22 protein-coding genes are annotated in these 21866 nt (G+C 67.6%); 8 read left to right on the forward strand and 14 right to left on the reverse strand.

What is annotated here, in order from left to right; translation table 11 throughout:
• Nucleotides 1–19: 19 nt before the first annotated feature.
• The 5 genes from H1D44_RS03325 to H1D44_RS03345 form a co-directional block, all read right to left on the reverse strand.
• A complete protein-coding gene (locus tag H1D44_RS03325) occupies nt 20–457 on the reverse strand; it encodes an SRPBCC family protein (RefSeq protein ID WP_181513422.1) in 438 nt (145 codons plus the stop codon).
• A 19-nt stretch (nt 458–476) separates the two neighbouring features.
• A complete protein-coding gene (locus H1D44_RS03330) occupies nt 477–1304 on the reverse strand; it encodes a phosphoenolpyruvate hydrolase family protein (RefSeq protein WP_181513423.1) in 828 nt (275 codons plus the stop codon).
• Between the two features lie 13 nt (nt 1305–1317).
• Nucleotides 1318–2301, reverse strand: coding sequence for a branched-chain amino acid ABC transporter permease (locus H1D44_RS03335; protein WP_181513424.1), 984 nt, complete (start codon nt 2299–2301; stop codon nt 1318–1320).
• 1 nt (nt 2302) lies between these two features.
• Nucleotides 2303–3190: a branched-chain amino acid ABC transporter permease gene (locus H1D44_RS03340; protein WP_220127951.1), complete on the reverse strand. Its 888-nt coding sequence runs from the start codon at nt 3188–3190 to the stop codon at nt 2303–2305.
• Nucleotides 3191–3263: 73 nt separating this feature from the next.
• Nucleotides 3264–4493, reverse strand: coding sequence for an ABC transporter substrate-binding protein (locus tag H1D44_RS03345; protein WP_181513425.1), 1230 nt, complete (start codon nt 4491–4493; stop codon nt 3264–3266).
• Nucleotides 4494–4588: 95 nt separating this feature from the next.
• Here H1D44_RS03345 and H1D44_RS03350 point away from each other — a divergent pair, with 95 nt between their 5' ends.
• On the forward strand, nt 4589–5449 hold the full coding sequence (locus H1D44_RS03350) for a helix-turn-helix transcriptional regulator (RefSeq protein WP_181513426.1): 861 nt from the start codon (nt 4589–4591) through the stop codon (nt 5447–5449).
• A gap of 32 nt (nt 5450–5481) precedes the next feature.
• Here H1D44_RS03350 and H1D44_RS03355 read toward each other — a convergent pair whose 3' ends face one another.
• The 5 genes from H1D44_RS03355 to H1D44_RS03375 all read right to left on the reverse strand — a co-directional run bounded on the left by H1D44_RS03355 (nt 5482) and on the right by H1D44_RS03375 (nt 9808).
• Nucleotides 5482–6210, reverse strand: a complete 729-nt coding sequence (locus H1D44_RS03355) for an ABC transporter ATP-binding protein (protein WP_181513427.1) — start codon at nt 6208–6210, stop codon at nt 5482–5484.
• Complete coding sequence (locus H1D44_RS03360) at nt 6203–6961, reverse strand: ABC transporter ATP-binding protein (protein ID WP_181513428.1); 759 nt, start codon at nt 6959–6961, stop codon at nt 6203–6205. Before H1D44_RS03360 ends, H1D44_RS03355 begins: the two co-directional genes overlap by 8 nt.
• 228 nt (nt 6962–7189) lie before the next feature.
• On the reverse strand, nt 7190–7837 hold the full coding sequence (locus tag H1D44_RS03365; RefSeq protein ID WP_181513429.1) for a hypothetical protein: 648 nt from the start codon (nt 7835–7837) through the stop codon (nt 7190–7192).
• Nucleotides 7838–8017: 180 nt separating this feature from the next.
• On the reverse strand, nt 8018–9046 hold the full coding sequence (gene pyrB, locus H1D44_RS03370) for an aspartate carbamoyltransferase (RefSeq protein ID WP_181513430.1): 1029 nt from the start codon (nt 9044–9046) through the stop codon (nt 8018–8020).
• A gap of 84 nt (nt 9047–9130) precedes the next feature.
• Complete coding sequence (locus tag H1D44_RS03375) at nt 9131–9808, reverse strand: IclR family transcriptional regulator (protein ID WP_181513431.1); 678 nt, start codon at nt 9806–9808, stop codon at nt 9131–9133.
• A gap of 188 nt (nt 9809–9996) precedes the next feature.
• On the opposite strand from H1D44_RS03375, the gene H1D44_RS03380 reads away from it, so the two are divergent.
• The 3 genes from H1D44_RS03380 (at nt 9997) to H1D44_RS03390 (ending at nt 14076) form a co-directional block, all read left to right on the forward strand.
• Nucleotides 9997–12342, forward strand: a complete 2346-nt coding sequence (locus tag H1D44_RS03380; RefSeq protein ID WP_181513432.1) for a cytochrome P450/oxidoreductase — start codon at nt 9997–9999, stop codon at nt 12340–12342.
• A gap of 88 nt (nt 12343–12430) precedes the next feature.
• On the forward strand, nt 12431–13486 hold the full coding sequence (locus H1D44_RS03385; protein ID WP_181513535.1) for a TRAP transporter substrate-binding protein: 1056 nt from the start codon (nt 12431–12433) through the stop codon (nt 13484–13486).
• A gap of 164 nt (nt 13487–13650) precedes the next feature.
• Entirely contained in the window at nt 13651–14076 is a 426-nt protein-coding gene (locus H1D44_RS03390; RefSeq protein ID WP_181513433.1) for a hypothetical protein, read from the forward strand.
• A 13-nt stretch (nt 14077–14089) separates the two neighbouring features.
• Here the strand turns inward: H1D44_RS03390 and chrA are convergent, their stop codons facing one another.
• Both chrA and H1D44_RS03400 read right to left on the reverse strand, forming a co-directional pair.
• Nucleotides 14090–15454, reverse strand: a complete 1365-nt coding sequence (gene chrA / locus H1D44_RS03395; RefSeq protein WP_181513434.1) for a chromate efflux transporter — start codon at nt 15452–15454, stop codon at nt 14090–14092.
• A gap of 80 nt (nt 15455–15534) precedes the next feature.
• Nucleotides 15535–16314 (reverse strand): LuxR C-terminal-related transcriptional regulator, encoded by a 780-nt coding sequence (locus tag H1D44_RS03400; RefSeq protein ID WP_181513435.1) that lies wholly within the window; start codon nt 16312–16314, stop codon nt 15535–15537.
• Between the two features lie 101 nt (nt 16315–16415).
• On the opposite strand from H1D44_RS03400, the gene H1D44_RS03405 reads away from it, so the two are divergent.
• From H1D44_RS03405 to H1D44_RS03420, 4 genes are all read left to right on the forward strand, one after another.
• The gene (locus H1D44_RS03405; protein ID WP_181513436.1) at nt 16416–18098 is read left to right on the forward strand and encodes an FAD-dependent monooxygenase; all 1683 of its coding nucleotides are present in this window, start codon (nt 16416–16418) and stop codon (nt 18096–18098) included.
• Nucleotides 18095–18301, forward strand: coding sequence for a DUF2783 domain-containing protein (locus H1D44_RS03410; protein WP_181513437.1), 207 nt, complete (start codon nt 18095–18097; stop codon nt 18299–18301). Before H1D44_RS03405 ends, H1D44_RS03410 begins: the two co-directional genes overlap by 4 nt.
• Nucleotides 18302–18413: 112 nt before the next feature.
• Nucleotides 18414–18857, forward strand: coding sequence for a hypothetical protein (locus H1D44_RS03415; RefSeq protein ID WP_181513438.1), 444 nt, complete (start codon nt 18414–18416; stop codon nt 18855–18857).
• A gap of 108 nt (nt 18858–18965) precedes the next feature.
• Nucleotides 18966–19361 (forward strand): SpoIIAA family protein, encoded by a 396-nt coding sequence (locus H1D44_RS03420; protein WP_181513439.1) that lies wholly within the window; start codon nt 18966–18968, stop codon nt 19359–19361.
• Here H1D44_RS03420 and H1D44_RS03425 read toward each other — a convergent pair.
• Together H1D44_RS03425 and H1D44_RS03430 are read right to left on the reverse strand one after the other, a co-directional pair.
• On the reverse strand, nt 19356–20567 hold the full coding sequence (locus H1D44_RS03425; RefSeq protein WP_181513440.1) for an MFS transporter: 1212 nt from the start codon (nt 20565–20567) through the stop codon (nt 19356–19358). The two genes, H1D44_RS03420 and H1D44_RS03425, sit on opposite strands and share 6 nt — an antisense overlap.
• Nucleotides 20564–21787 carry a Bcr/CflA family efflux MFS transporter gene (locus tag H1D44_RS03430; protein ID WP_181513441.1) on the reverse strand — a complete coding sequence of 408 codons (1224 nt, stop codon included), beginning with the start codon at nt 21785–21787 and terminating at the stop codon, nt 20564–20566. Before H1D44_RS03430 ends, H1D44_RS03425 begins: the two co-directional genes overlap by 4 nt.
• Between the last annotated feature and the right edge of the window lie 79 nt (nt 21788–21866).

A 21866-nucleotide genomic window follows, 5' to 3' on the forward strand; every position in this document is an offset into this window, starting at 1 on the left:
CACGCGTGCCGCGGGAACGTCAGCGGGCGTAGTGCCCGGCGGCGCCCTCGAAGGCCAGCCGAAACGTATCAGAGACGCGCTGCACGACATCCTCGCGATCGGCCTCGGCCACCTCGAACTCGGCCCACCACTCGCCGAAGCACTGGTTCGAGGTGGTGATCGGCTTGAGGCACATCTCCGCCACGTAGCCGTGGACCGGCAGCGCGGGGGCCTCGAGGATGCGGTAGCAGCAGCGATGCTCGCGGTCCGACAGGGTGAGCAGCTCCTCGCGGATGAAGTTGCCGTCGTGGTCGTGGAAGTGGCGCACGCAGCCGACCTGGTCGGCCGGCTTGCCCCCCTCGATCTCACTCCTGGCGAAGAAGGGGTGATAATCGGGCAGGCCGTTGAAATCGCGCAGTACGCGCCAGGCCTGCTCCAGCGTGATGGGCATGACGGCGCTGACATAGACTCGGGTCATGGTGTCCTCCTGGGGGTGATCAGGCGATGGCCTTGAAGCGGCGGATCTGCTCGGTCAGAGCCACCTCGGTGGGCAGGCGCTCCATGCTGCTGGCGCCATAGAAGCCGTTGCAGTGCTCGCTCTCGCGCATCACGTAGGTGGCATCCTCGGGGGTGGCGATGGGGCCGCCGTGGCAGAGGATGATCACGTCTTTTCGCACGCGGCGGGCCGCTTCGGCCCACTCGTCGATCAGCCGCACCGACTCGTCGAGCGTCTTGGCCGACTCGGCGCCGATGGTGCCACCCACGGTGACGCCCATGTGCGCCACGATGATGTCGGCGCCCGCCTCGGTCATGGCTACCGCCTCATCGGCCGAAAACACGTAGGGCGTGGTCAGCATGTCCATTTCATGGGCCTGGCGGATCATGTCCACTTCACTGCCGTAGGTGATACCGGTCTCCTCGAGGCTGATGCGAAAGGTGCCGTCGATCAGACCCACGGTGGGGAAGTTCTGCACCCCAGAGAAGCCCAGCTCCTTCAGCTCGCGCAGCAGCTTGGGCATGATCACGAAGGGGTCGGTGCCGTTGACGCCTGCCAGCACCGGGGTGTGCTTGACCACCGGCAGCACCTCCAGCGCCATCTCCTGCACGATCTGGTTGGCGTTGCCGTAGGCCAGCAGGCCGGCGGAGGAGGCGCGGCCCGCCATGCGGTAGCGGCCCGAGTTGTAGATCACGATCAGGTCGATGCCGCCGGCTTCCTCGCACTTGGCCGAGATGCCGGTGCCGGCACCGCCGCCGATGATCGGCTGGCCGCGGGTGGTCATCTCCTGGAAGCGGGCCATCAGGGTCTTGCGGTCGAATGAGGACATGCGGTTCTCCTTGTTATTGTTGCTGTGCAGGCGAGCGGGGCCGGGCCCTGGGCGCAGACGGCGAGGCACGACGTGAGCGCAGCCACTGGCCGAGCTCGCCGACCACGCCCTGGCGGAAAGTCAGCACGCAGGTCATGAAGACCAGCCCGGTGATGACCGTGACCCAGGCGCCGAAGGGGTCCATGTAGTGGTTGAGGGCGGAGACCAGGGCGGCGCCGACCGCGGGGCCGAAGACCGTGTTCATGCCGCCCAGCAGGGTCATCAGGATGACGTCGCCCGAGGTGTGCCAGTGCACGTCGTAGAGGGCCGCCAGCTGAAACACGATGGCCTTGAGCGAGCCGGCGATACCGGCAAGGCCGGCCGAGATGGTGAACACCAGCACCTTGTAGCGGGCCACGGGATAGCCCAGCGAGATCGCGCGCGGCTCATGCTCGCGAATGGCGCGCAGCACGTTGCCGAAGGGCGAGTTGACCGTGCGCCACACCAGCCACAGCCCGGCCGCGACGATGCCCAGCACCACGTAGTAGAGCGCGGTGTCGCTGCGCAGGTCGATTACGCCCAGGAAGGTGCCGCGGGGGATCCGCTGCAGGCCGTCCTCGGCCCCGGTGAAGGGGGCCTGGAGGAAGAAGAAGTAGACCAGCTGCGACAGCGCCAGGGTGATCATCGCCAGGTAGATGCCGCTGCGGCGGATGGCCAGCGCGCCGATCAGCGCCCCCAGCGCCGCCGCCACCAGGCCGCCGGCGAGGATGCCCAGGTCGGTGGGAACGCCGTACGCCTTGACCAGTTGGCCGGTCACATAGGCCCCGGTGCCGAAGAAGGCAGCGTGGCCGAAGGAGAGAATCCCGGTGTGACCCAGCAGCAGGTTGAAGGCGCAGGCGAAGAGCACGAAGCACAGCGTCTTCATGACGAAGACCGAGTAGACCAGCTGGGGCACGAAGGGCACGGCCAGCAGCGCCAGCGCCAGCAGCGCGAGGCCGGTGTAGGAGAGGGTGCGCATCTCAGCCCTCCTCCCGGCCGAAGAGGCCGGCCGGGCGCAGCAGCAGCACCAGCACCATGACCAGGAAGACGATGGTGGAGGAGAACTCGGAGTAGAACACTCGAGTGAAGCCCTCCACCACGCCCAGCCCCAGGCCGGTGACGATTGCGCCCATGATCGAGCCCAGACCGCCGATCACCACCACGGCAAAGATGATGATGACCAGGCTGGAGCCCATGGAGGGATTGACGTGGAAGATGGGCGCGGCCAGCACTCCGGCGAAGGCGGCGAGCCCCACCCCCACGCCGTAGGTCAGGGTGATCAGGCGCGGCACGTTGATGCCGAAGGCCTGGGTCAGCTCCGAGCGCTCGGTGGCGGCGCGCAGGCTGGCCCCCAGCGAGGTGCGTTCGATGATGAACCAGGTGACCAGGCACAGCAATAGCGCCGAGACGATCACGAAACCGCGATAGAGCGGTAGGATCATGAAGCCCAGGTTGATGGTGCCGCGCAGCTGCTCGGGGGTGGCGAAGGGTTGCCCCGAGGAGCCGAAGGCCACCCGAAAGCCCCCCTCCAGCACCAGCACCAGGCTGAAGGTCAGCAGCAGGCCGTAGATCGGGTCGAGCCCGTAGAGCCGGCGCAGGAACAGGAACTCGAACAGCATGCCGAAGGCGGCGACGAGCAGCGGGGCGACGATCAGGGTGACCCAGTAGTCGAGCCCCATGTACTGGGCGAGAAGGAAGGCGGTGAAGGCGCCCAGCATGAAGAAGGCGCCATGGGCGAAATTGACGATCTTCAGCACGCCGAAGATGATCGCCAGGCCGAGGCTGAGCACCGCATAGAAGGAGCCGTTGACGATGCCCAGCATGAGTTGCCCCAGCAGGGCCTGAAGGGGAATCCCGAGAATGTCCATGATCACTTGCTCGCAAGGCTAACGAAGTAGGGGAGGCGCACGCCGGGCCCGGCCCGGCGTGCGCGACAGGGCATCAGTTGCCGTTGAGCAGGTGACAGGTACTCTCGTCGAGGGGCTGGAAGGCGTCCTCGCCGGGAATGGTGGTGACCAGGCGCAGGAAGTCGTAGTCGTACTCCGATTCGTCGGGGGACTTCACCTCCCACAGGTACTGGTCGTGGACCATGCGCCCGTTGTCGCGGATATAGCCGCCCGAGGCGAAGAAGTCGTTGATCTCGAGCTCACGCATCTGCTCGGAAACCGCGTCCGGGGCATCGGTGCCGGCGGCCTCGACCGCGTTCAGGTAGTGGATGGTAGAGGAGTAGTTGCCGGCGTGTGCCATGTTGGGCATGCGGCCGGTACGCTCGTAGAAGCGCTGGGAGAACTCCCGGGTCTCGTCGTTGGCGTCCCAGTAGAAGGCGTTGGTCAGCAGCAGCCCCTGGGCGGTGTCCAGCCCCAGGCTGACGATGTCGTCGTACCACAGCAGCAGGGCCGCCGGGCGCTGGTCGGGGGTGACGCCGAACTCGGCCAGGGCGTTGATGGCGTTGATGGCATCGGCGCCGGTGGAGGCGATGCCGATGATCTCCGCCCCCGAGGCCTGGGCCTGCAGCGCATAGGAGGAGAAGTCGGTGGTGTCGAGCGGGTGTCGCGCCGCCCCCACGACCTGGCCGCCGGCGTCGCGCACCACCTCGGAGACCTGCTCCTCGAGCCCGATGCCGAAGGCGAAGTCCACCGTGAGGAAGAACCAGGTGTCGCCGCCGTCCTCGACGATCGACTGGCCGGTGCCCTGCGCCAGGGAGTAGGCATCGTAGGTGTAGTGAGTGACGTAGGGCGAGCAGTAGTCGTTGGTCAGGCCGATGTTGGACGAGGAGTTGACGATGGCGTGGCGCTGCTGCTCGTCGGCCACCGCCGCCACCGCCAGCGCCACCCCGGAGTTGGACAGATCGTTGATCATGTCGACGCCGTCGTTGTTGTACCATTCCCGGGCGCGGCTGGCGCCGGTGTCGGCGCGATTGCGGTGGTCGCCGTAGATGACCTCGATGGGCACGCCGTTGACCTCGCCGCCGAAGTCCTCGACGGCCATGCGCACCGCCTCCACGGCGGCCTCGCCGGAGAGGTCGGTGTAGATGCCCGACATGTCCGTCAGCACGCCGATGCGCACCACGCCGTCGGAGTAGTCGTCGCTGGCCATGGCGCTGGCGATGCTGCCCAGGCTCAGCACGGCGGAAGAAACGACAAGGGTCTTGAAGGAGGGTTTGGCTGGCATTGTTATGTCTCCTGTTCCTCTATTTGCTGTTGTTGTTGGTTTTGCTCTGACTCGCAGGGTGTATCGTGTTGGGACCTTTATCAGTTAGAGCCAACATGGACGAACGCGCCATGGCTGCAGAACACGAAAAGCTATCCGAAACCCACATCGTGGGCGACGACACCCGGCAGTGGATCGTACGCGCCGAGGAGTGTGCTGCCCTCGAGCAGCGGCACATTTCCCATGTCGGCGTGGGCGACGCGGCGGTGCCCTACCGCATCGTGCGTACCCGGCTCAGCGGCGCCTACATCCATGGCTCCCTCGGCGGCGAGGGGCGCATGCTGCTCGACGGACGCTGGCGCACCATGCGCGGCGGCATGATGTCCTTCGCCCCGGCCCACGCCCTGCACGCCTTCCACGCCGTGGCCGACCAGCGCTGGCAGTATTGCTGGCTGCGCTACCTCCCCAGCGCCCCGCGCTCGCTGGTGGGCACCATCGCCCCGATCATGCAGCACTTCGACCCCCGGCCGATGAAGCACGCCGTGCTGGGGCTCTACAGCGAGGTATTCCACGGCCAGGCCGACCCCGCCAGCTGCGTGATGTGGATCGACACCATCGAGAACTACATCTCGCGCTTCGCCGACCCCTGGCGGCGGGACGCCCGCATCGTGGCGGTCTTCGAGGCGGTGATGCCAACCCTGGAGCGGCACTGGACCATCGAGGAGATGGCCGAGATTGCCCACGTCAGCACCGAGCACCTGCGGCGCATCAGCCGCCAGGTCTTCGGGCGCAGCCCGATGCAGCAGCTCACCCAGCTGCGCATGCAGCACGCGACCCACCTGCTGGCCACCAGCGACCTGCCGATCGAGGAGATCGCCGGGCGAGTGGGCTACCGCAGCGCCTTCGCCTTCTCCAAGACCTTCAAGCGCATGAACGGTATCTCGCCGTCGCACTTTCGCCATCGTTCGCGTAGCTGACCCGGTAGCAGCCTGTCGCATTCGACCGATCGCTAGACGCCCAGCCGGGCCAGCAGCTCGCTGGCATCCTGCTCGACCCCCTGGCGGTCGTAGCGGGCGGCCACCTGGCCGTGATCGATGAGGTAGAAATGGTCGGCCACGCTCATGGCGAAGCGCAGGTTCTGCTCCACCAGCAGGATCGTGTAGCCCTGCGCCTTGAGCTGACGAATGGTGTCGCCGATCTGTTCCACGATGCTGGGCGCGAGCCCCTCGGTGGGCTCATCGAGCAGCAGCAGCCTGGCGCCGGTGCGCAGGGTGCGGCCGATGGCCAGCATCTGCTGCTCGCCCCCGGAGAGCTTGCTGCCGGGGCTGTGCAGCCGTTCTCGCAGGTTGGGAAACAGGCTCAGCACCTGTTCGGTGCTCAGCCCGCTGTCGTCGACCAGGGGCGGCAGCTCGAGGTGCTCGCGAACGTCGAGCGTGGCGTAGATGCCGCGATCCTCCGGGCAGTAGGCCACACCATGGCGGGCGATCTGGAAGGGGCGCATGGCGATGGTGTCGCTGCCCTGCAGGCGGATCTGGCCCTGGCGACGCGGCACGATGCCCATGATCGACTTCAGCGTGGTGGACTTGCCGGCGCCGTTGCGACCCAGCAGCGTGACCACCTGGCCCGGCATCACGTCCAGGTCGATGCCATGCAGCACGTGGCTTTCGCCGTACCAGGCGTGGAGGTCGCGGATGGCCAGCATGGGCTCGACGGCCTGAGCGATGGCGGCGTCAGTCATGGTGCGCTCCCCCGATGTAGGATTCGATCACGCGCGGGTCCCGCGAGACGGTGGCGTAATCGCCCTCCACCAGCACCTCGCCGCGCGCCAGTACGGTGATGCGGTCGCAGAGCTCGGCGACCACGCCCAGGTTGTGCTCCACCATCAGCACCGTGCGGTCGGCAGCGACACGCCGGATCAGCTCGGCGGTGCGGCCCACATCCTCGGTGCCCATGCCGGCCAGGGGCTCGTCGAGCAGCATCAGCTCGGGGTCCAGCGCCAGGGTGGTGGCGAGTTCCAGGGCGCGCTTGCGGCCGTAGGGAAGCTCGGCGGAGAGGGTGTCGGCCCAGTCGTCGAGGCCCACCTCCTCGAGCAGGCTCATGGCGCGCTCGTGATACGCCTCGAGCCGTCGCTGGGAGCCCCAGAAGTCGTAGGACTCGCCGCGCCGGCGCTGCAGCGCCAGCTTGACGTTTTCGAGCGCCGGCAGCTGGCTGAAGACCGCCGAGATCTGGAACGAGCGCACCATGCCTAGCCGTGCCACCTGGTCCGGCTTGAGCCGGGTGATGTCACGCCCCTTGTAGAGGATGCTGCCTGCGCTCGGCTCGAGGAACTTGGTGAGCAGGTTGAAACAGGTGGTCTTGCCGGCGCCGTTGGCGCCGATCAGGGCATGGATGGTACCGGGCTCGACCCGGATGGATATGTCATTGACTGCCTTGAAGCCCCGGAAGCTCTTGGTCAGCCGCCGGGTCTCGATGATTGCCTCCGCCATCATGCGCTCCGCGATTGTTGTTGTCGGTATCGAGGCGTCGGGCGTGTCTTGCCCGCCAGCCTCAGTGTTGACAAGGGAGGGTGGCGGCGCCATGGTCACAGCGCACCTGTCGATGTCCAAAAACCACAAGGCGTTGGCTGTCGCAGCGGGGTTGCCGCGGTCGCCGAGGCGCACGGCCCCCCAGGGGGCCGTGCGCAGCGATAGGTGAGGCAGGCGGAGAGAGCAGCAGGCTCAGGTGGTCAACACCCGCTCCTCGGCATACTGAGCGGCGATGTCGTTCACCGAGATGCAGGTGTACTTGATGACGAAGAAAGTCAGAGTGGCGGGGCAGGTGAACTTTTCCTCGAAGCGCTCCACATGGGCGCCGCGACCCCGAGTAACGCTGGCGCGGTAGGTGTCGCCCTCCTTGGTCAGCTTGACCGTGGCCTGGCGGTCGGTTTCCTGCTTTTCCAGCACCAGTTCACGCTGCCTGGCGAGCAGCTCGTCAAGCATCTTGCCGCCTTCACGCTCCTCGGGTGTGGCCCACACCTCCTGGTCACGCTCGCCGTACTGAAACAGCAGGATGGCGGGAAGCACCGAGAAGATGGCGCCGGTCAGCAGCCAGGTAATCTCGGCTCCGGAGAGGGAGAACGTGAACACGGCGAAAAGCTGCAGCAGACAGCCAACTGCCAGAATGCCCGCCAAAGGGCGCCACATGCGCGGGTTCATCACTGGCCTGCCCAAGGTGTGCCCCCACAGGCCGGCTGCCACCAGGGCGCCGAGCAGCAGTATTGCCACGGCCCATACCGGGCCACCGCCTCCCAGAAGGGCGATGGCCCCGATCGCCACCAGGGCACTGTAAAATACGGCCAGCAAAATATATGCGCGTTCCAGTGTCATGCGTCGCATCTCCTTTGTACCAGTTGCCTTAGCGGCAAGGCTGTTGTTATCGAGCTTGCATTCCTGTGTGCGGCTCGCCGGGAGCCGCATCGTCATGGGGTCGGCGGCGAGTGAGTGGAGGTAGCCTCAGTCACTCGCCTTACGTCAACAGCATAGCGATGCCGAGCGTTGGCTGCACCGTCACAGTGAAGGGTCGTCGACTCCCACCCGCTCGGGCACGAACCAGCGCACCGGGCGCAGCTCTTTCTCGATCAGCTCGTCCACCTGCAGCAGGGTGGCGAAGATCGCCATGCGCACCGGGATGCCATTGTCGGTCTGGCGGAAGATCGCCAGACGCGGGTCGCCGTTGAGGTCCACATCGAGGTCGTTGGCGTCCGCGCGGCTGTCGCGGGGCAGCGGGTGCATGACGATGGTGTCGCGGCCGCAGCGCTTGTCCATGAAGGCGCGATCGACGGTGAAGTCCCGCGACAGGCTGAAGCCCTCGCTCATCTCGGCGGTGAAGCGCTCCTTCTGGATGCGGGTGGTGTAGACCACGTCCACATCGGCGTAGTCGTCGGCCAGGCTGCTGCGTTCCTCCACCCGGTGTCCGCGCGAGGCCACCAGGTCGATCAGGTGACTGGGCATTTCCAGCCCGGGCGGGGCCACCAGGGTGATGCGCATGGGGTCATAGAGCGACAGCAGCTTGATCAGCGAGTGCACGGTACGGCCGTACTTGAGGTCGCCGGTGAGCAGCACGTGGGCGTCGGCCAGCCGCTTGCCCAGCCGGGTGAACTCCTTGTCGATGGTATAGAAATCGAGCAGCGCCTGGCTGGGGTGCTCGCCGGGGCCGTCGCCGCCGTTGATCACCGGTACGTGGGTGGCGGCGGCGAACTCCGCCACCGAGCCCTGGTCGGGGTGGCGCATGACGATGGCGTCACAGTAGCCGCTCATCACCCGGCTGGTGTCGTAGAGCGATTCGCCCTTGGCCATGGAGGAGAAGGTGAAGCCGGTGGTGTCGCATACGCTGCCGCCCAGGCGACAAAAGGCGGCGTTGAAACTGACCCGGGTGCGGGTGCTGGCCTCGAAGAACAGGTTGCCGAGCACGGCTCCCTCGAGTACCCGGGTCACCTGGCGGCGTTGGGCGATGGGTTCCATGCGGGCGGCGACGCGCATCAGGTGGTCGACGCTTTCGCGGGTCAGGGAATCGACGGAGAGCAGGTGGCGACTCATCGAAGGCCTCAAAGTGGCAGCGAAGGGTGGTGCGTAGTGTAGCGCCACCGGAGCCGGGCTTCACGGGCCGCGACGGCGTGTCGCTCAGCGGCCGAGCAGTTCGGCCAGCTGGCGGGCGTGTGCCTGCACTTCGCGGATCGCTCGCTGGGTGTCGAGGTCGTCCATTGCCACCACCCCCACGCAGGCCTCGATGCCAGGGCGGAACTGCGGCGTGGCCACGGGGCTGGCCACGCCCACCGCGCCGCGCTGCAGCTGGCCGCGGGTCAGGCTGTAGCCGTCGGCGCGGGCCTGGCGGACTGCCTCGCTGTCGTCGGCTCGCGCCGGGCGGGCGGAGAGGATGGCGATACCCGCCGCCCCCAGCGTGAGTGGATGACGACTGCCGACCCGGTAACCCACCCGCAGCATTCCTTCCTCGGGCTCTGCCACCAGAATCACCACGCACTCCTCGCCCTGGGCCACCGAAACGAAAGCGGTGGCTCGGGTGGCCCTGGCCAGCGCCTGCAGCAGCGGCTGGGCCGCCGCGCGCAGCTGCGGCTCGAAACGTGAAGCCAGCAGGGATATGCCTGCCCCCAGGCGCAGCGGGCCCTCGGCGGAGCGCGCCACCAGGGCATGCTGTTCCAGAGTGGTGACGATGCGGTAAGCGATGGCGCGGTGCACCTCGAGCTGCTCTGCCAGCTCGGCGACGCTGATGCCCTCGGTGTGCTCGGCGATGATCTCCAGCGCGCGCAGGCCGCGATCCAGGGTTTGCAGGGTGGTGGCCATCGAGCGGCTCCCTCGTGTCGGTGGTGGCGATGAATGGTAACGCAGCCGGCGGGGATTGACGTCCCCGGACAAACTGCCTATGTTGCTCAAGTGTAGCGATAAAAGATAAAGATTGTGCGATAAAAGTAAGTTCAGGCATGCAATTCACGACAGCAACGATTCCAGGCGATCGACCAGCGGGAGGCCCCATGACCACAGCGACACAGCCCAACCAGAGCGGCGCGGGCAGCTGTCCCTTCCACGCCGCCGGTGAGCCGCCAGTGGCGCCCAACGGCTGCCCCGTCTCGCCGCAGGCGGCGGGCTTCGACCCCTTCGACCGTCCCTATCAGCTCGACCCGGCGGAGGCGCTGCGCTGGTCCCGCGAGCAGGAGCCGGTGTTCTACAGCCCCCGGCTCGGCTACTGGGTGGTGAGTCGCTACGCCGATATCAAGGCAATCTTTCGCGACAACCTCACCTTCTCGCCGTCGATCGCCCTGGAGAAGATCACCCCCTCCAGCGACGAGGCCCTGGCGGTGCTCGAACGCTACGACTACGGCATGCATCGCACCCTGGTGAACGAGGACGAGCCGGCCCACATGGCGCGGCGCCGGGAGCTGCTCGATGCCTTCACCCCCGAGGTGCTGGAGGCGCATGCGCCGATGGTGCGCCAACTCGTGCGCGAAAAGCTCGATGCCATCATCGACCGCGGCCGAGCCGACCTGGTGGCCGAGATGTTCTGGGAGGTGCCGCTCACCGTGGCGCTGCACTTCCTCGGCGTACCCGAGGAGGACATGGAGCAGCTGCGCCGCTTCTCGGTGGCCCACACCCTCAATACCTGGGGTCGCCCCTCGCCGGAGCAGCAGGTCGAGGTGGCCGAAGGGGTCGGCAAGTTCTGGCAGTACTCCGGCCAGGTGCTCAGGAAGATGCAGAGTCAGCCGCGTGGCCACGGCTGGATGTACGACATGATCGAGAAGAACCGGCAGAAGCCGGACGTGGTCACCGACAGCTACCTGCACTCGATGATGATGGCGATCATCGTCGCCGCCCACGAGACCACCGCCCTGGCCACCGCCAACGCCTTTCGCCAGCTGCTCTCGCGCCCCGCGGTGTGGGCCGAGCTGTGCGACAACCCCGAGTTGATCCCGGCCGCGGCCGAGGAGTGCCTGCGCCACTCCGGCTCGGTGGTGGCCTGGCGTCGCATCGCCACCCGCGACGCCGAGGTCGGCGGCGTGACCATTCCCGAAGGCGGCAGGATCCTCATGGTCACCGCCTCCGGCAACCACGACCCGGCTCACTTCGAGAACCCCGACGAGCTTGACATCTACCGCGACAACGCCGTCGATCATCTCACCTTCGGCTATGGCAGCCACCAGTGCATGGGCAAGAATCTGGGGCGCATGGAGATGCGTATCTTCCTCGAGGAGTTCACCCGGCGCCTGCCGCAGCTGGAGCTCGAGGAGCAGGAATTCACCTTCCTGCCCAACACCTCGTTTCGCGGCCCCGAGGCGCTGTGGGTGCGCTGGGACCCGGCGCAGAACCCTGAGCGCCGCGACCCGGCGGTGCGCGAGGCCCAGCGCGACTTCCCCGTAGGAGCGCCGGAGGCGCGCACCATCGTGCGCCGGGTCCGGGTGACCCGCGCCGAAACCGAGGCCGAGGGGGTGCTCGGTGTGACCCTGGCCGATCCGGCCGGCCGTGACCTGCCCGCCTGGTCGCCGGGTTCGCACCTCGACGTGGTGCTGCCCAGTGGCGAGGCACGCAAGTACTCGCTGTGCGGCCCGGCGACGTCGGGCGACTGGCAGGTGGCCGTGCTGCGCGAGGAAGCCGGTCGTGGCGGCTCGCGCTGGGTCCACGACACGGTGCGCGAGGGTATCGAACTGCGCGTGCGCGGGCCCAAGAACCACTTTCGCCTCGACGAGACGGCTGACCGCTACGTGCTGGTCGCCGGCGGCATCGGCATCACCCCGATCATCGCCATGGCCGACCGCCTCAAACAGCTGGGCAAGTCCTACGAGCTGCACTACGCCGGCCGCTCCCGCGCCAGCATGGCACTGCTCGCGCGGCTCGAGCGTGACCACGACGAGGCCCTGCGCCTCTATTCCAAGGAGGAGGGCGCCCGGCTCGACCTCGCCTCGCTACTCGCGACGCCGCGGGAGTCGACGCTGCTCTACGGCTGCGGCCCCGAGCGCCTGCTCTCGGCGCTGGAGGCCGGCAGCGCGCACTGGCCGGAAGGCAGCCTGCACGTGGAGCACTTTACCGCCGAAGGCGCGCTGCTCGACCCCGAGCATGAGCACGCCTTCGAGGTGGAGCTGGCCGACTCCGAGCTGGTAGTCGAGGTGGCGGCGGACCGTACCCTGCTGCAGAGCCTGCGCGCCGCCGGCGTCGACGTGCCCAGCGACTGCGAGGAGGGGCTTTGCGGCTCCTGCCAGGTCGAGGTGATCGAGGGGGAGATCGATCATCGCGACAAGGTGCTCACCGCCAGCGAGCGGGCCGGACAGGACCGGCTGATGAGCTGTTGCTCGCGTGCCAAGGGCAAAAAGCTGAAGCTTGCTCTCTAACGCCAGCCATCGACGACCGATCACAAAAGCAAATGAAAAAAAGCACGCAACCCCTGACCATCAGGACTCACGAGGAACGACAATGAAAATGCACAAGCTCGCGACACTGACCACGTTCACCGCGCTCTCCCTGGGCGCCTTCCACAGCGCCGCGGCCACCGAGCTCACGGTGAGCACCTGGGCCGGTCCCAATCACGGCGTCAACACCATCGTCTGGCCGACCTGGGCCAACTGGGTGGAGGAGGCCACCGAGGGCCGCGTGACCGTCAACGTGGTGCACGACATGGGCCCGCCCAACGCCCAGATGGAGCTGATCGCCGACGGCGTGGCCGACGTCACCTGGCTGTTCCACGGCCTGATGCCGGGGCGCTTCGAGCTGACCAAGTTGCCCGAGCTGCCTACCTTCGAGGACTTCTCCTCCGAGGCCGCCTCGGTCGCCTACTGGCGCACCCACAACGAGTACTTCGCCGATGCCGGTGAGCACCGTGGCGTCGAGGTGATCGGCATGGGCGTGCACGGGCCGGGGGCGCTGTTCCTCAAGGACAACATCGACAGCCTCGACGATCTGCGCGGCAAGCGGGTACGCATCGGCGGCGGCGTGATGTCGGACATCTCCAACGCATTGGAGCTGACCGGCGTGGCGCTGCCGCCCGCCAGCACCTACGAGGCGGCCACCCAGGGCGTCATCGACGGCGCCATGCTCACCCTCGAAGGCCTGCGTAGCTTCCGCCTGGCCGAGGTGCTGCCCTACACGGTGCAGATGCCGGGTGGCTTCTATCGCGGCAGTTTTTCGCTGGTGATGAACCCCGACACCTGGGCATCGCTCTCCGACGAGGACCGCGAGGCGATCGAGAGCGTTTCCGGCGAGAAGCTTTCCCAGCTGTTCGGCTACATGATGGACGTGGTCGACGTGCGTGGCATCGAGTTCGCCGAAGAGCGCGGCAACACCTTCATCGAGCTGCCGGCCGAAGAGGTCGAGCGCTTCCAGCAGATGGCCGCCGAGCTGCCAGGTGCGTGGAAGGAAGCAGCTAGCGACAAGGGCGTTGACGGTGAGGCTGCTCACGCCTACTTCTTCGAACAGCTCGAAGCGGCCGAGGGCGAAGAGGGGCTGTCTGCCGATGAGGTCAGCGACCCCGAAGCCTGATTGTTCCCTGGCTCTCCCGTCACGAGCACGGCCCCCGGCCGTGCTCGTGGCATTTTCGGCTGTCACGAAATAAGTTTCAGTTGAAACTATTTTGATCTCGGTCAAAGCAGCGCTTGCCTTGAACAACGATACTGGGGGAAACGCAATAATCGAGGAGAGACATCATGAACCAGGCACCTAACACCTCTTGGTGGAACCGTCTCTGTGAAGGCAGCTATCGAGCCTCCACGCGGCGGCTGGTCCGCGAGATCGAAGCGGAATCGCCACAGGTCTACAGCGAGATGCTGCAGGACCTGAAGATCCCCTTGGAGCCCGCCTTCGAGCGTGAAGTGGCCAGGCATCTCGATCGCGGCGGCTATCGCGCCTTCGTCCCGGCCGACACCCTGATGCCGGCCATGCTGCAGCGCTTCGGTATCGAGCAGGCCAGCGTCGAGGCCCACGTCAGCTACCAGAGCCTGCGCGGCAACTGCAATGCCTGCCCGGTGGCCGGCTACTGTTGGGGTGCCATGCGCCGCGAGGCAGGCGTCGACGAGTGCCGTGCCTTCTGCCCCAACGCCGCGGCCTTCGAGCGCCTGGCCGAGTCCGCCTGAGTTACGGGCGGGCTCACAGCAGCGAGAGCAGCATCCCGGCCAGGGCGCATGCCCCCAGCACCTTGAGCATGCCCACGCCGTAGCGGAAGATCGCCAGGATGGCGGCCACGGTGAGGAGCAGGGCGGCCAGGTCGAGGCTGGCAAGGTCGGGAACCAGCAGGCGCAGCCCCGCGCCGCGCCACTCGCCGATCTCGGCGAACACCACGTGCAGGCCGAACCACACCGCCAGGTTCAGCACCACGCCCACTACTGCCGCGGTGATTGCGGTCATGGCGCCGCTCAGCGCGGCGTTGTCGCGCAGGCGCTCCACGTAGGGGGCGCCGAGAAAGATCCACAGGAAGCAGGGCACGAAGGTGACCCAGGTGGTGAGCACCGCCGCCAGGGTGGCGGCCAGCCAGGGGTCGAGGGGAGCGGCGTCGCGGAAGGCGCCCATGAAGCCCACGAACTGCACCACCTGGATCAGTGGGCCGGGTGTGGTTTCGGCCATGCCCAGGCCGTCGAGCATCTCGCCCGGCGCCAGCCAGCCATAGCTCTGGACCGCCGCCTGGGCCACGTAGCTCAGCACCGCATAGGCGCCGCCGAAGGTCACCACCGCCATCTGGCTGAAGAAGGTGGCGATCTGGCTGAACACGTTGTCCGGGCCCAGCGTCAGCAGCAGCAGGGCCACCGGAGTCAGCCACAGCGTCAGGAAAATCGCCGACACCTTCAGCGACCAGGCGCGGTTGGGCCGCGCATGGGCGGGCAGCTCGGCCCCCAGCAGCGAGTCGCTATCGGCAAGCCCCTCGGCGCCGCTGCTTCCGTGGCCGCCGCCGACGTGGAACAGGGGTGAATCGGCCCGGCCGCCGAGAAAGCCGATCAGCGCCGCCCCCAGGATGATCAGCGGAAAGGGGATGTCGAAGAAGAAGATCGCCACGAACGCCGCCGCGGCGATGCCCAGCATGACGCTGTTGCCCAGGGCGCGCTTGCCGATGCGCACCACCGCGTTGACCACGATTGCCAGCACCGCCGCCTTGAGTCCGAAGAACAGCCCCTCCACCAGGCCGACGTTGCCCAGCGCGGCATACAGGTAGCTGAGCGCCAGAATGGCGATGAAGCCGGGCAACACGAACAGCGTGCCGGCCAGCAGCCCACCCTTGGTGCGATGCATCAGCCAGCCGATGTAGATCGCCAGCTGCTGCGCCTCCGGCCCCGGCAGCAGCATGCAGTAGTTGAGCGCATGCAAGAAGCGCTTCTCGCCGATCCAGCGCTTCTCCTCCACCAGGATGCGGTGCATCACGGCGATCTGGCCCGCCGGGCCGCCGAAGCTGAGCAGGGCGATGCGCAGCCAGACGCGGACCGCCTCGCGGAAGGAAACGTCGTGGGGTAGGGGGGATGCCATGGGCTCTCCGCTCGGTCAGGGGGTGACAGCGCGCCTATCATACCCGTAGCAGATGACATCTTCATGCAGGCGCGGTCCGCTCAGCGCCGGCGACACAGCGCCACCAGCCGCGCCTTGGAGGGCACGCCGAGCTTGGCGTAGGCGCGCTTGCGGTAGGTCTCGGCGGTGGACAGGGCGATATCGAGCTCGGCGGCGGCGGTCTTGAGGGTATGCCCGCGCAGCAGGTAGAGACAGAGCTGGCGCTCGCGTTCGGACAGCGGGGCGAGCACGGCGGCTTCCTCGGCGCTGGGGCGCGCGTCCAGCGGCCGGGCCTGGTCGTAGTGGCGACGCATCAGGCTGGCCAGCAGTGGAGCCAGGGCGTCGAGCCGGGCCATGTCGTCGCGGTCGAACGGGCCGGCCTCGCTGCCGCGGTAGAGGTTGAGGTAGTAGACGCTCTGCGCCCCGGGCAGGGTCAGCGAGACCTTGTCGACCAGCTCGGGGAAGGCGAACAGATGGCTGCGATAGGCTTCCGGCATGGCGTCGGCCTGCATCGGCGTGACTTCAGTGTCGCCGCTCTCGTGCTCCTCCGCCATGCGCAGGCGCAGGCGCTGGTAGTTGGGATCCTGGCGAAACAGGCCGCCGGTGTAGAGCTGGGCCAGGCGGCCGGCCACCCGTGGCGCGCGGCGGTTGTCGGCCAGCAGACAGTCGACTTCGTCACGGCCATCGAAGGCGAACACCATGCACTGCTCGATGCCCACCGCCTGGCGCAGCAGGGCGAGCAGCGCCTCGTCGAAGCCCGCCTCGCCCAGCTGCGCCACGCACTCGGCCACGGCCGGCATCAGGCGGGGCCAGTCGGGCGGTTCGCTGTGGATAGCGGTCATTGCTTCACCTCTTGTACGGGTTGTCCCGGCTTTTGCGGGACAGCCACCCTGGCACTATCGGGTTAGGCTCTGAGTCGATACAACGCCAACAGGAGCCGCCCATGCGACCCGCCGGACGCGCCGAGACCGACTCGCTCTATTTCGATTATCCGCATTTCCCCTTCGTTCGTCCCGCCGAGCTGGATGGGCAGGCGCTGCGTCATCGGGTGGCCATCGTCGGCGCCGGCCCGGTAGGCGTCACCGCGGCCCTGGAACTGGCGCGCCATGGCATCGAGAGCGTGGTGCTCGACGACAAGGCCAGCGTCAACGACGGCTCGCGGGCGATCTGCCTGTCACGCCACAGCCTGGAGATCCTGCAGCAGCTCGGCGTCGATGATGCCTTCGTGGCCAAGGGGCTGGGCTGGACCCAGGGACGCACCTACTATCGCGACCGCGAGATCTACCGCTTCCGGATGCCCCACTCCGAGCAGGAGCGCTTCCTGCCGATGGTTAACCTGCAGCAGCAGTACATCGAGCAGTTTCTCATCGACAAGGCCGCGGCGAGCCCGCTCGTGGCGCTGCGCTGGCAGAGCGCGGTGACCGGCGTGAGCCAGGATGAGAGCGGCGTGACCCTTGAGGTAGCCACCCCGGAGGGCGACTACCGCCTGGCATGCGACTACCTGCTGGCCGCCGACGGTGCACGCAGCGTGGTGCGCAAGGCTTTCGACCTGGCGCTGCACGGCGAGGCCTACGAGGGCCGCTACGTGATCGCCGACATTCGCCTGCGCTGCGACTTTCCCACCGAGCGGCGCGCCTTCTTCCACTCGCGGGCACTGCCCGACGCCACCATCCTGGTGCACCGGCAGCCCGACGACATCTGGCGTATCGACTATCAGCTCGGCCCCGGCGAGGACCCGGACCAAGCGTTGGAGGAGGCCAGCATTCGCGAGCGGGTCGGTCTGATCGTGCGCGAGGTGCTGGGCGAAGCCGGCGACTGGGAGCTGGAGTGGTGGAGCCTCTACAAGGCGTACACCCTGGCCCTCGACGATTATCGCCATGGACGGGTGCTGTTCATCGGCGACAGCGCCCACCTGGTGCCGATCTTCGGCGTGCGCGGTCTCAACAGCGGCCTGGCCGACGCCGCCAACGCCGGCTGGAAGCTGGCCTGGGTACTCAAGGGACTGGCGCCGGATCGATTGCTCGACAGCTACAGCCCGGAGCGCCGCGGCGCCACGCTGGACGTCTTCGCCAACGCTGGCAAGAGCACCCGCTTCATGACCCCGCCGAGCCGCGGCTACCGGCGCATGCGCAACGCCGCCCTGGCCCTGGCCTACCGCAACGCCTACGCCAGCGGTTTCGCCGACCCGCGCCAGGTCACGCCCTACACCTATGCCGAAAGCCCGCTGACCCGTCCCGACGCCGGTGATTTCACCGCTGGGCCGATTCCCGGGGCGCCGCTCGTCAACCGCCGCCTGGGCCAGGACGACTACTTGCTCGATCACCTGGGGAGCGGTTTCACCCTGCTGGCCTTCAGCCGGGATGGCCGAGTCGATGCGGCACTGGAGGCGAAACTCTCTGCTCTGCGGGCGCAAGGTCAGCGCATTGACCTGCTCGTCGTTGCCAGCGAACGTCCGGCCGGAAGGGCATTGCAGGGCACGGGCGAGCTGTTTGCTGCCTACGGCGCCGAGCCGGGCAGCGCCTACCTGGTGCGTCCCGATCGCCACGTGGCGGCGCGCTGGAGGCACCTCGACCCCGCTGACCTCGATACCGCACTCACCCTTGCCCTGGGAGGAGACGCCGCATGACCGATATCACATTGCCCTTCGCCGATCTGGAGCGGGTCTACGAGCACCTCGCCGAGACCCTCGACGCCCTGCCCGAGGCGCAGGAGAACCACTTCCTGGCCCAACTGGCGCTAGCACTGGCCCACCGCGTGGGCGATGTCGAGCGGGTGATGACGGCCATCGAGGAGGCCCGGCGAGGCGTGACGGACGAGACGTCTCGATGAGAGCCGATCTGGTGTAAGCGAGGGCTCACTTCATTGGCGTTAAATTGAGCGGGATCAAGGCGAGGTGAGCCGGAGGCGCTAGGGTAAGAAAGGCCTGCAGAGGAATGCCCTGATGAGTCGACCTCGCCCACCCCGCAAGGCGCGTCAGCCGCGTGACGAGAAGGCGCTGGACGCCTATCTCGAAGGCGAGCGTGCCCTGCTCGAGCTGCGCTGTTGCAAGCCGAAGGCGCTGAGCGCGCTCATCCATGACCTGGCCCAGCCCATGAGTCCGTCCTTGGAGCAGGCCATCGCCCGCTGCCTGGCCGGCCGTGAGCTGGCGGGCTTCACGCCTGCCGAGACCCTGCTGCCGGTGATGCTGCGTCGTTTCGGCCTCGATCCGGCCACCTGCGGCCGCGATCCGGCCATTCATTCCCTGCGCACCGTCTGTAGCGCCTGTCCCAAGGTGGCGGGATGCTGGCTGGCGCTGCGTCAGGAGGCCTCCCGTGAAGAGTGCCAGGTCTTCTGTCCCAATGCCGAGGCGCTCGAGCGCTGGACGGAACGATCGAAACAGCGCTGACCCCTTGCCCTGCCGTGCACGGGCTGGTCGCCCCGGGCAGGCAGCGTCACCGAGGGCAGCTACCCTGAAGGCCAAGACCCGAATCTGGCCGCCAAGGAGGAGCCCGCCATGATCGAGACACTGCCCGCCCCGGAATACGTCGCCGCGTTCCGCATCTCCGGCACGCTGCACAGTGCGGACTACGACGTATTGATCCCGGCCATCGAGGCGAAGCTCGAGCACAACGAGCACATCGGCGTGCTGGCCGACATGGCCGAGTTCGACCACATGACCCCCGCCGCCCTGTGGCGTGACCTGGTTTATGCCGTGAGCAAGCTAGGCGAGTACCACCGTTTCAAGCGTGCCGCGGTGATCGCCGACAAGCGCTGGATCGAGAACACCACCAAGCTGGCCGACAAGCTGTTTCCCACGACCGAGATGCGTGTGTTCCATCACGGCGAGCTCGAGGAGGCCATGCGCTGGGTGGCGGGGTTTCGCAGCGACCTGATCGACAGTGGTTCATGAAGCCGGCGAGACCGCGGCTCGGCTGCCGTGCCACTGCCGCAACAGCCAGGCGAATATCAGTCCCAGAGCCAGCAGCCACAGCCCGGCGCCGACCAGCAGCCAGGTGCTGTTGGCCAGGCGCAGTATCAGCCCGCCCAGGCTGACACCCACCGACTGGCCGAGGAACAGGCAGCCGGCGAACACTGCCATGGCGGTGCCGCGGACGGCGGGCGCCATCTGGGTAGCGTTGATCTGCAGGGTGCTGTGCATCATGTAGAAACCGAGGCCGGCACAGAAGGCGCTGACGGTGGCCAGGGCCGGAAGTGTCGCCAGCGCCAGCCCGAGGAAGCCTAATCCCATCAGCACGCCCCCGCCCGTGGCCAGGCCCGGCTCGCCCAGACGAGCGACGAGCGGTCGCGCCAGGGCGGCGAAGAGCAGCCCGCCCACGCCGAACAGCGCCACCATCAGCCCGGCCCGGGTCAGCGAGGTGTCGAGCCGCTCGTAGAGATGCGTGGCGACGAAGGCCAGCGCACCGAAGGCCGCGATACCCTCGAGAAACACCAGCACCAGGATGCGCCGGGCGCGGGAGATGAGCAGCACCTCGCGGATGCGCGAGACGAAGGCAACGCGACCCAGGTCGCTCTTGGCCGGTGACAGCCCCGGCTGGCGACGCAGGGCTTCCAGCAGCAACCCGCCCGCGGCCAGGAAGAGCAGGGTGAGCAGGAGGAAGGCGGCCTGCCAGCCCAGCGTATCGGCCAGAAAGCCACCCGCCACCTGGCCGGTGATCAAGCCCATCACCGCCCCGGAAAGCATATGGGCCAGCGTCACCTGGCGCTGCTCATAGGGTACGTTGTCGCCCACCCAGGCCATGGAGAGCGGGATGATGGCCGCGGCGGTGGCACCGGTCAGGGTGCGGAACAGCAGCAGCATCGACAGCGAGTCGGAGAGCGCCGACCCCAGCGCGCCCAGGGCGCAGGCCAGCGTGGCCAGGCCAATCACCCGCAGGGTGCCGTGGCGGTCGCCCAGCGGGCCATAGGCGAGCTGCATCACTCCGTAGGCGATGGCGAACAGGGTGATGTTCTGCGCCACATCGGCCACAGGACGGGCGAAGGCCTGCGATAGCGCCGGCAGCATGGCATCGGTGACCCGCATCGAGGCCATGCTGGCAAAGCCGGCCAGGGCCAGCAGCAGGATGACGAGCCGGCTGGGGGGCGACGCGGCGCTCACGGTTCGCCCCCCTCGGCCTGCTGCGCCTTCATCGCCCGCTCGGCGGGACGGACCAGACCCAGGAAGCTCGCCACGGCCAGCAGGCCGCCCAGCGCCACGACGATGGCCATGGTTTGCGAGGTACCATCGTGCAGCTGCGCCACCGTGCTGCCTACCACCGCGGCGATGCTCATCTGCAGGAAGCCGAACAGCGACGATGCCGAGCCGGCGCAGTGCGGGTTGGGCGCCAGGGCGCCGGTCATCGACTGCGGCATCAGCACGCCCATGCCGATCATGAACAGCACATGCGGGCCCACCACGGCCCAGGTGGTGTATACCCCGGCGAGCGCCAGTATCAGCATGAGGCTGCCACCCAGTGCGCAGGTGAGGCTACCCAGGCCGACCAGGCGCTCGCGGCCCAGACGGTGGCTGTAGCGGCCGCTGAGCAGGGTGCCGACGAAGAAGCCGGCCACGATCAGGGTGAAGAACAGGCCGTATTGGAAGGGCGAGACGCCGAGGAAGTCGATCAGCACGAACGACGAGCCCGAGAGGTAGGCGAACAGCCCCGAGAAGGCCGCCGCGTTGGTCAAGGTATAGCCCATGAAGGTGCGCTGGCCGAGCAGCATGCGGAAATTGGCCAGGATCGCCGCAGGGTGGATCGACTGGCGACGCTCCGGCGGCAGTGGCTCCGGCAGTGCCAGGATCAGCAGCGGTAGCATTGCCGCGGCGTAGATCGCCAGCAGCACGAAAACCGACTCCCACCCCCAGAACAGCAGCAGCCCGGCGCCGATGATAGGCGCCAGTGCCGGGGCCAGTGACATGGTGCTGGCCATGTAGGAGAGGATGCGCCCGGCCTCGATGGGGCCGTAGATGTCGCGCACCGCGGCACGCCCCAGCACCGGCCCGGTGGCGCCGCCCAGCGCCTGCAGGAAACGCCCGGCCAGCAGCCACTCGATGCTGGGCGCGAAGGCGCACAGCAGGCTCGCCACCAGGAACAGGCTGAAGCCGAAAATCATCACCGGCTTGCGCCCGAAACGATCGGAGAACGGGCCGCAGAACAGCTGCGCGGCGGCGAAGCCGGCCATGTACAGGCTCAGGGTCAGCTGCACCTGGTCGGGGCCGGTGTCCAGCGCCGCGGCCATGGCCGGCATCGCGGGAAGGTACATGTCGGTGGCCAGCGGGCCCAGCGCGGTCAGCGCCGCCAGGGTGATTACCGTGGCGGGGGACTTCAGCCTCAGCACATTGAACTCTCCTCGAAGGGCACCTCGAAGGGCGAACAACGACCAGCGGGCGCCGCTCTTCCCGCTCCTGGTTGGAGCA

The organism is Billgrantia kenyensis (assembly GCF_013697085.1).
GTDB lineage: Bacteria > Pseudomonadota > Gammaproteobacteria > Pseudomonadales > Halomonadaceae > Halomonas > Halomonas kenyensis.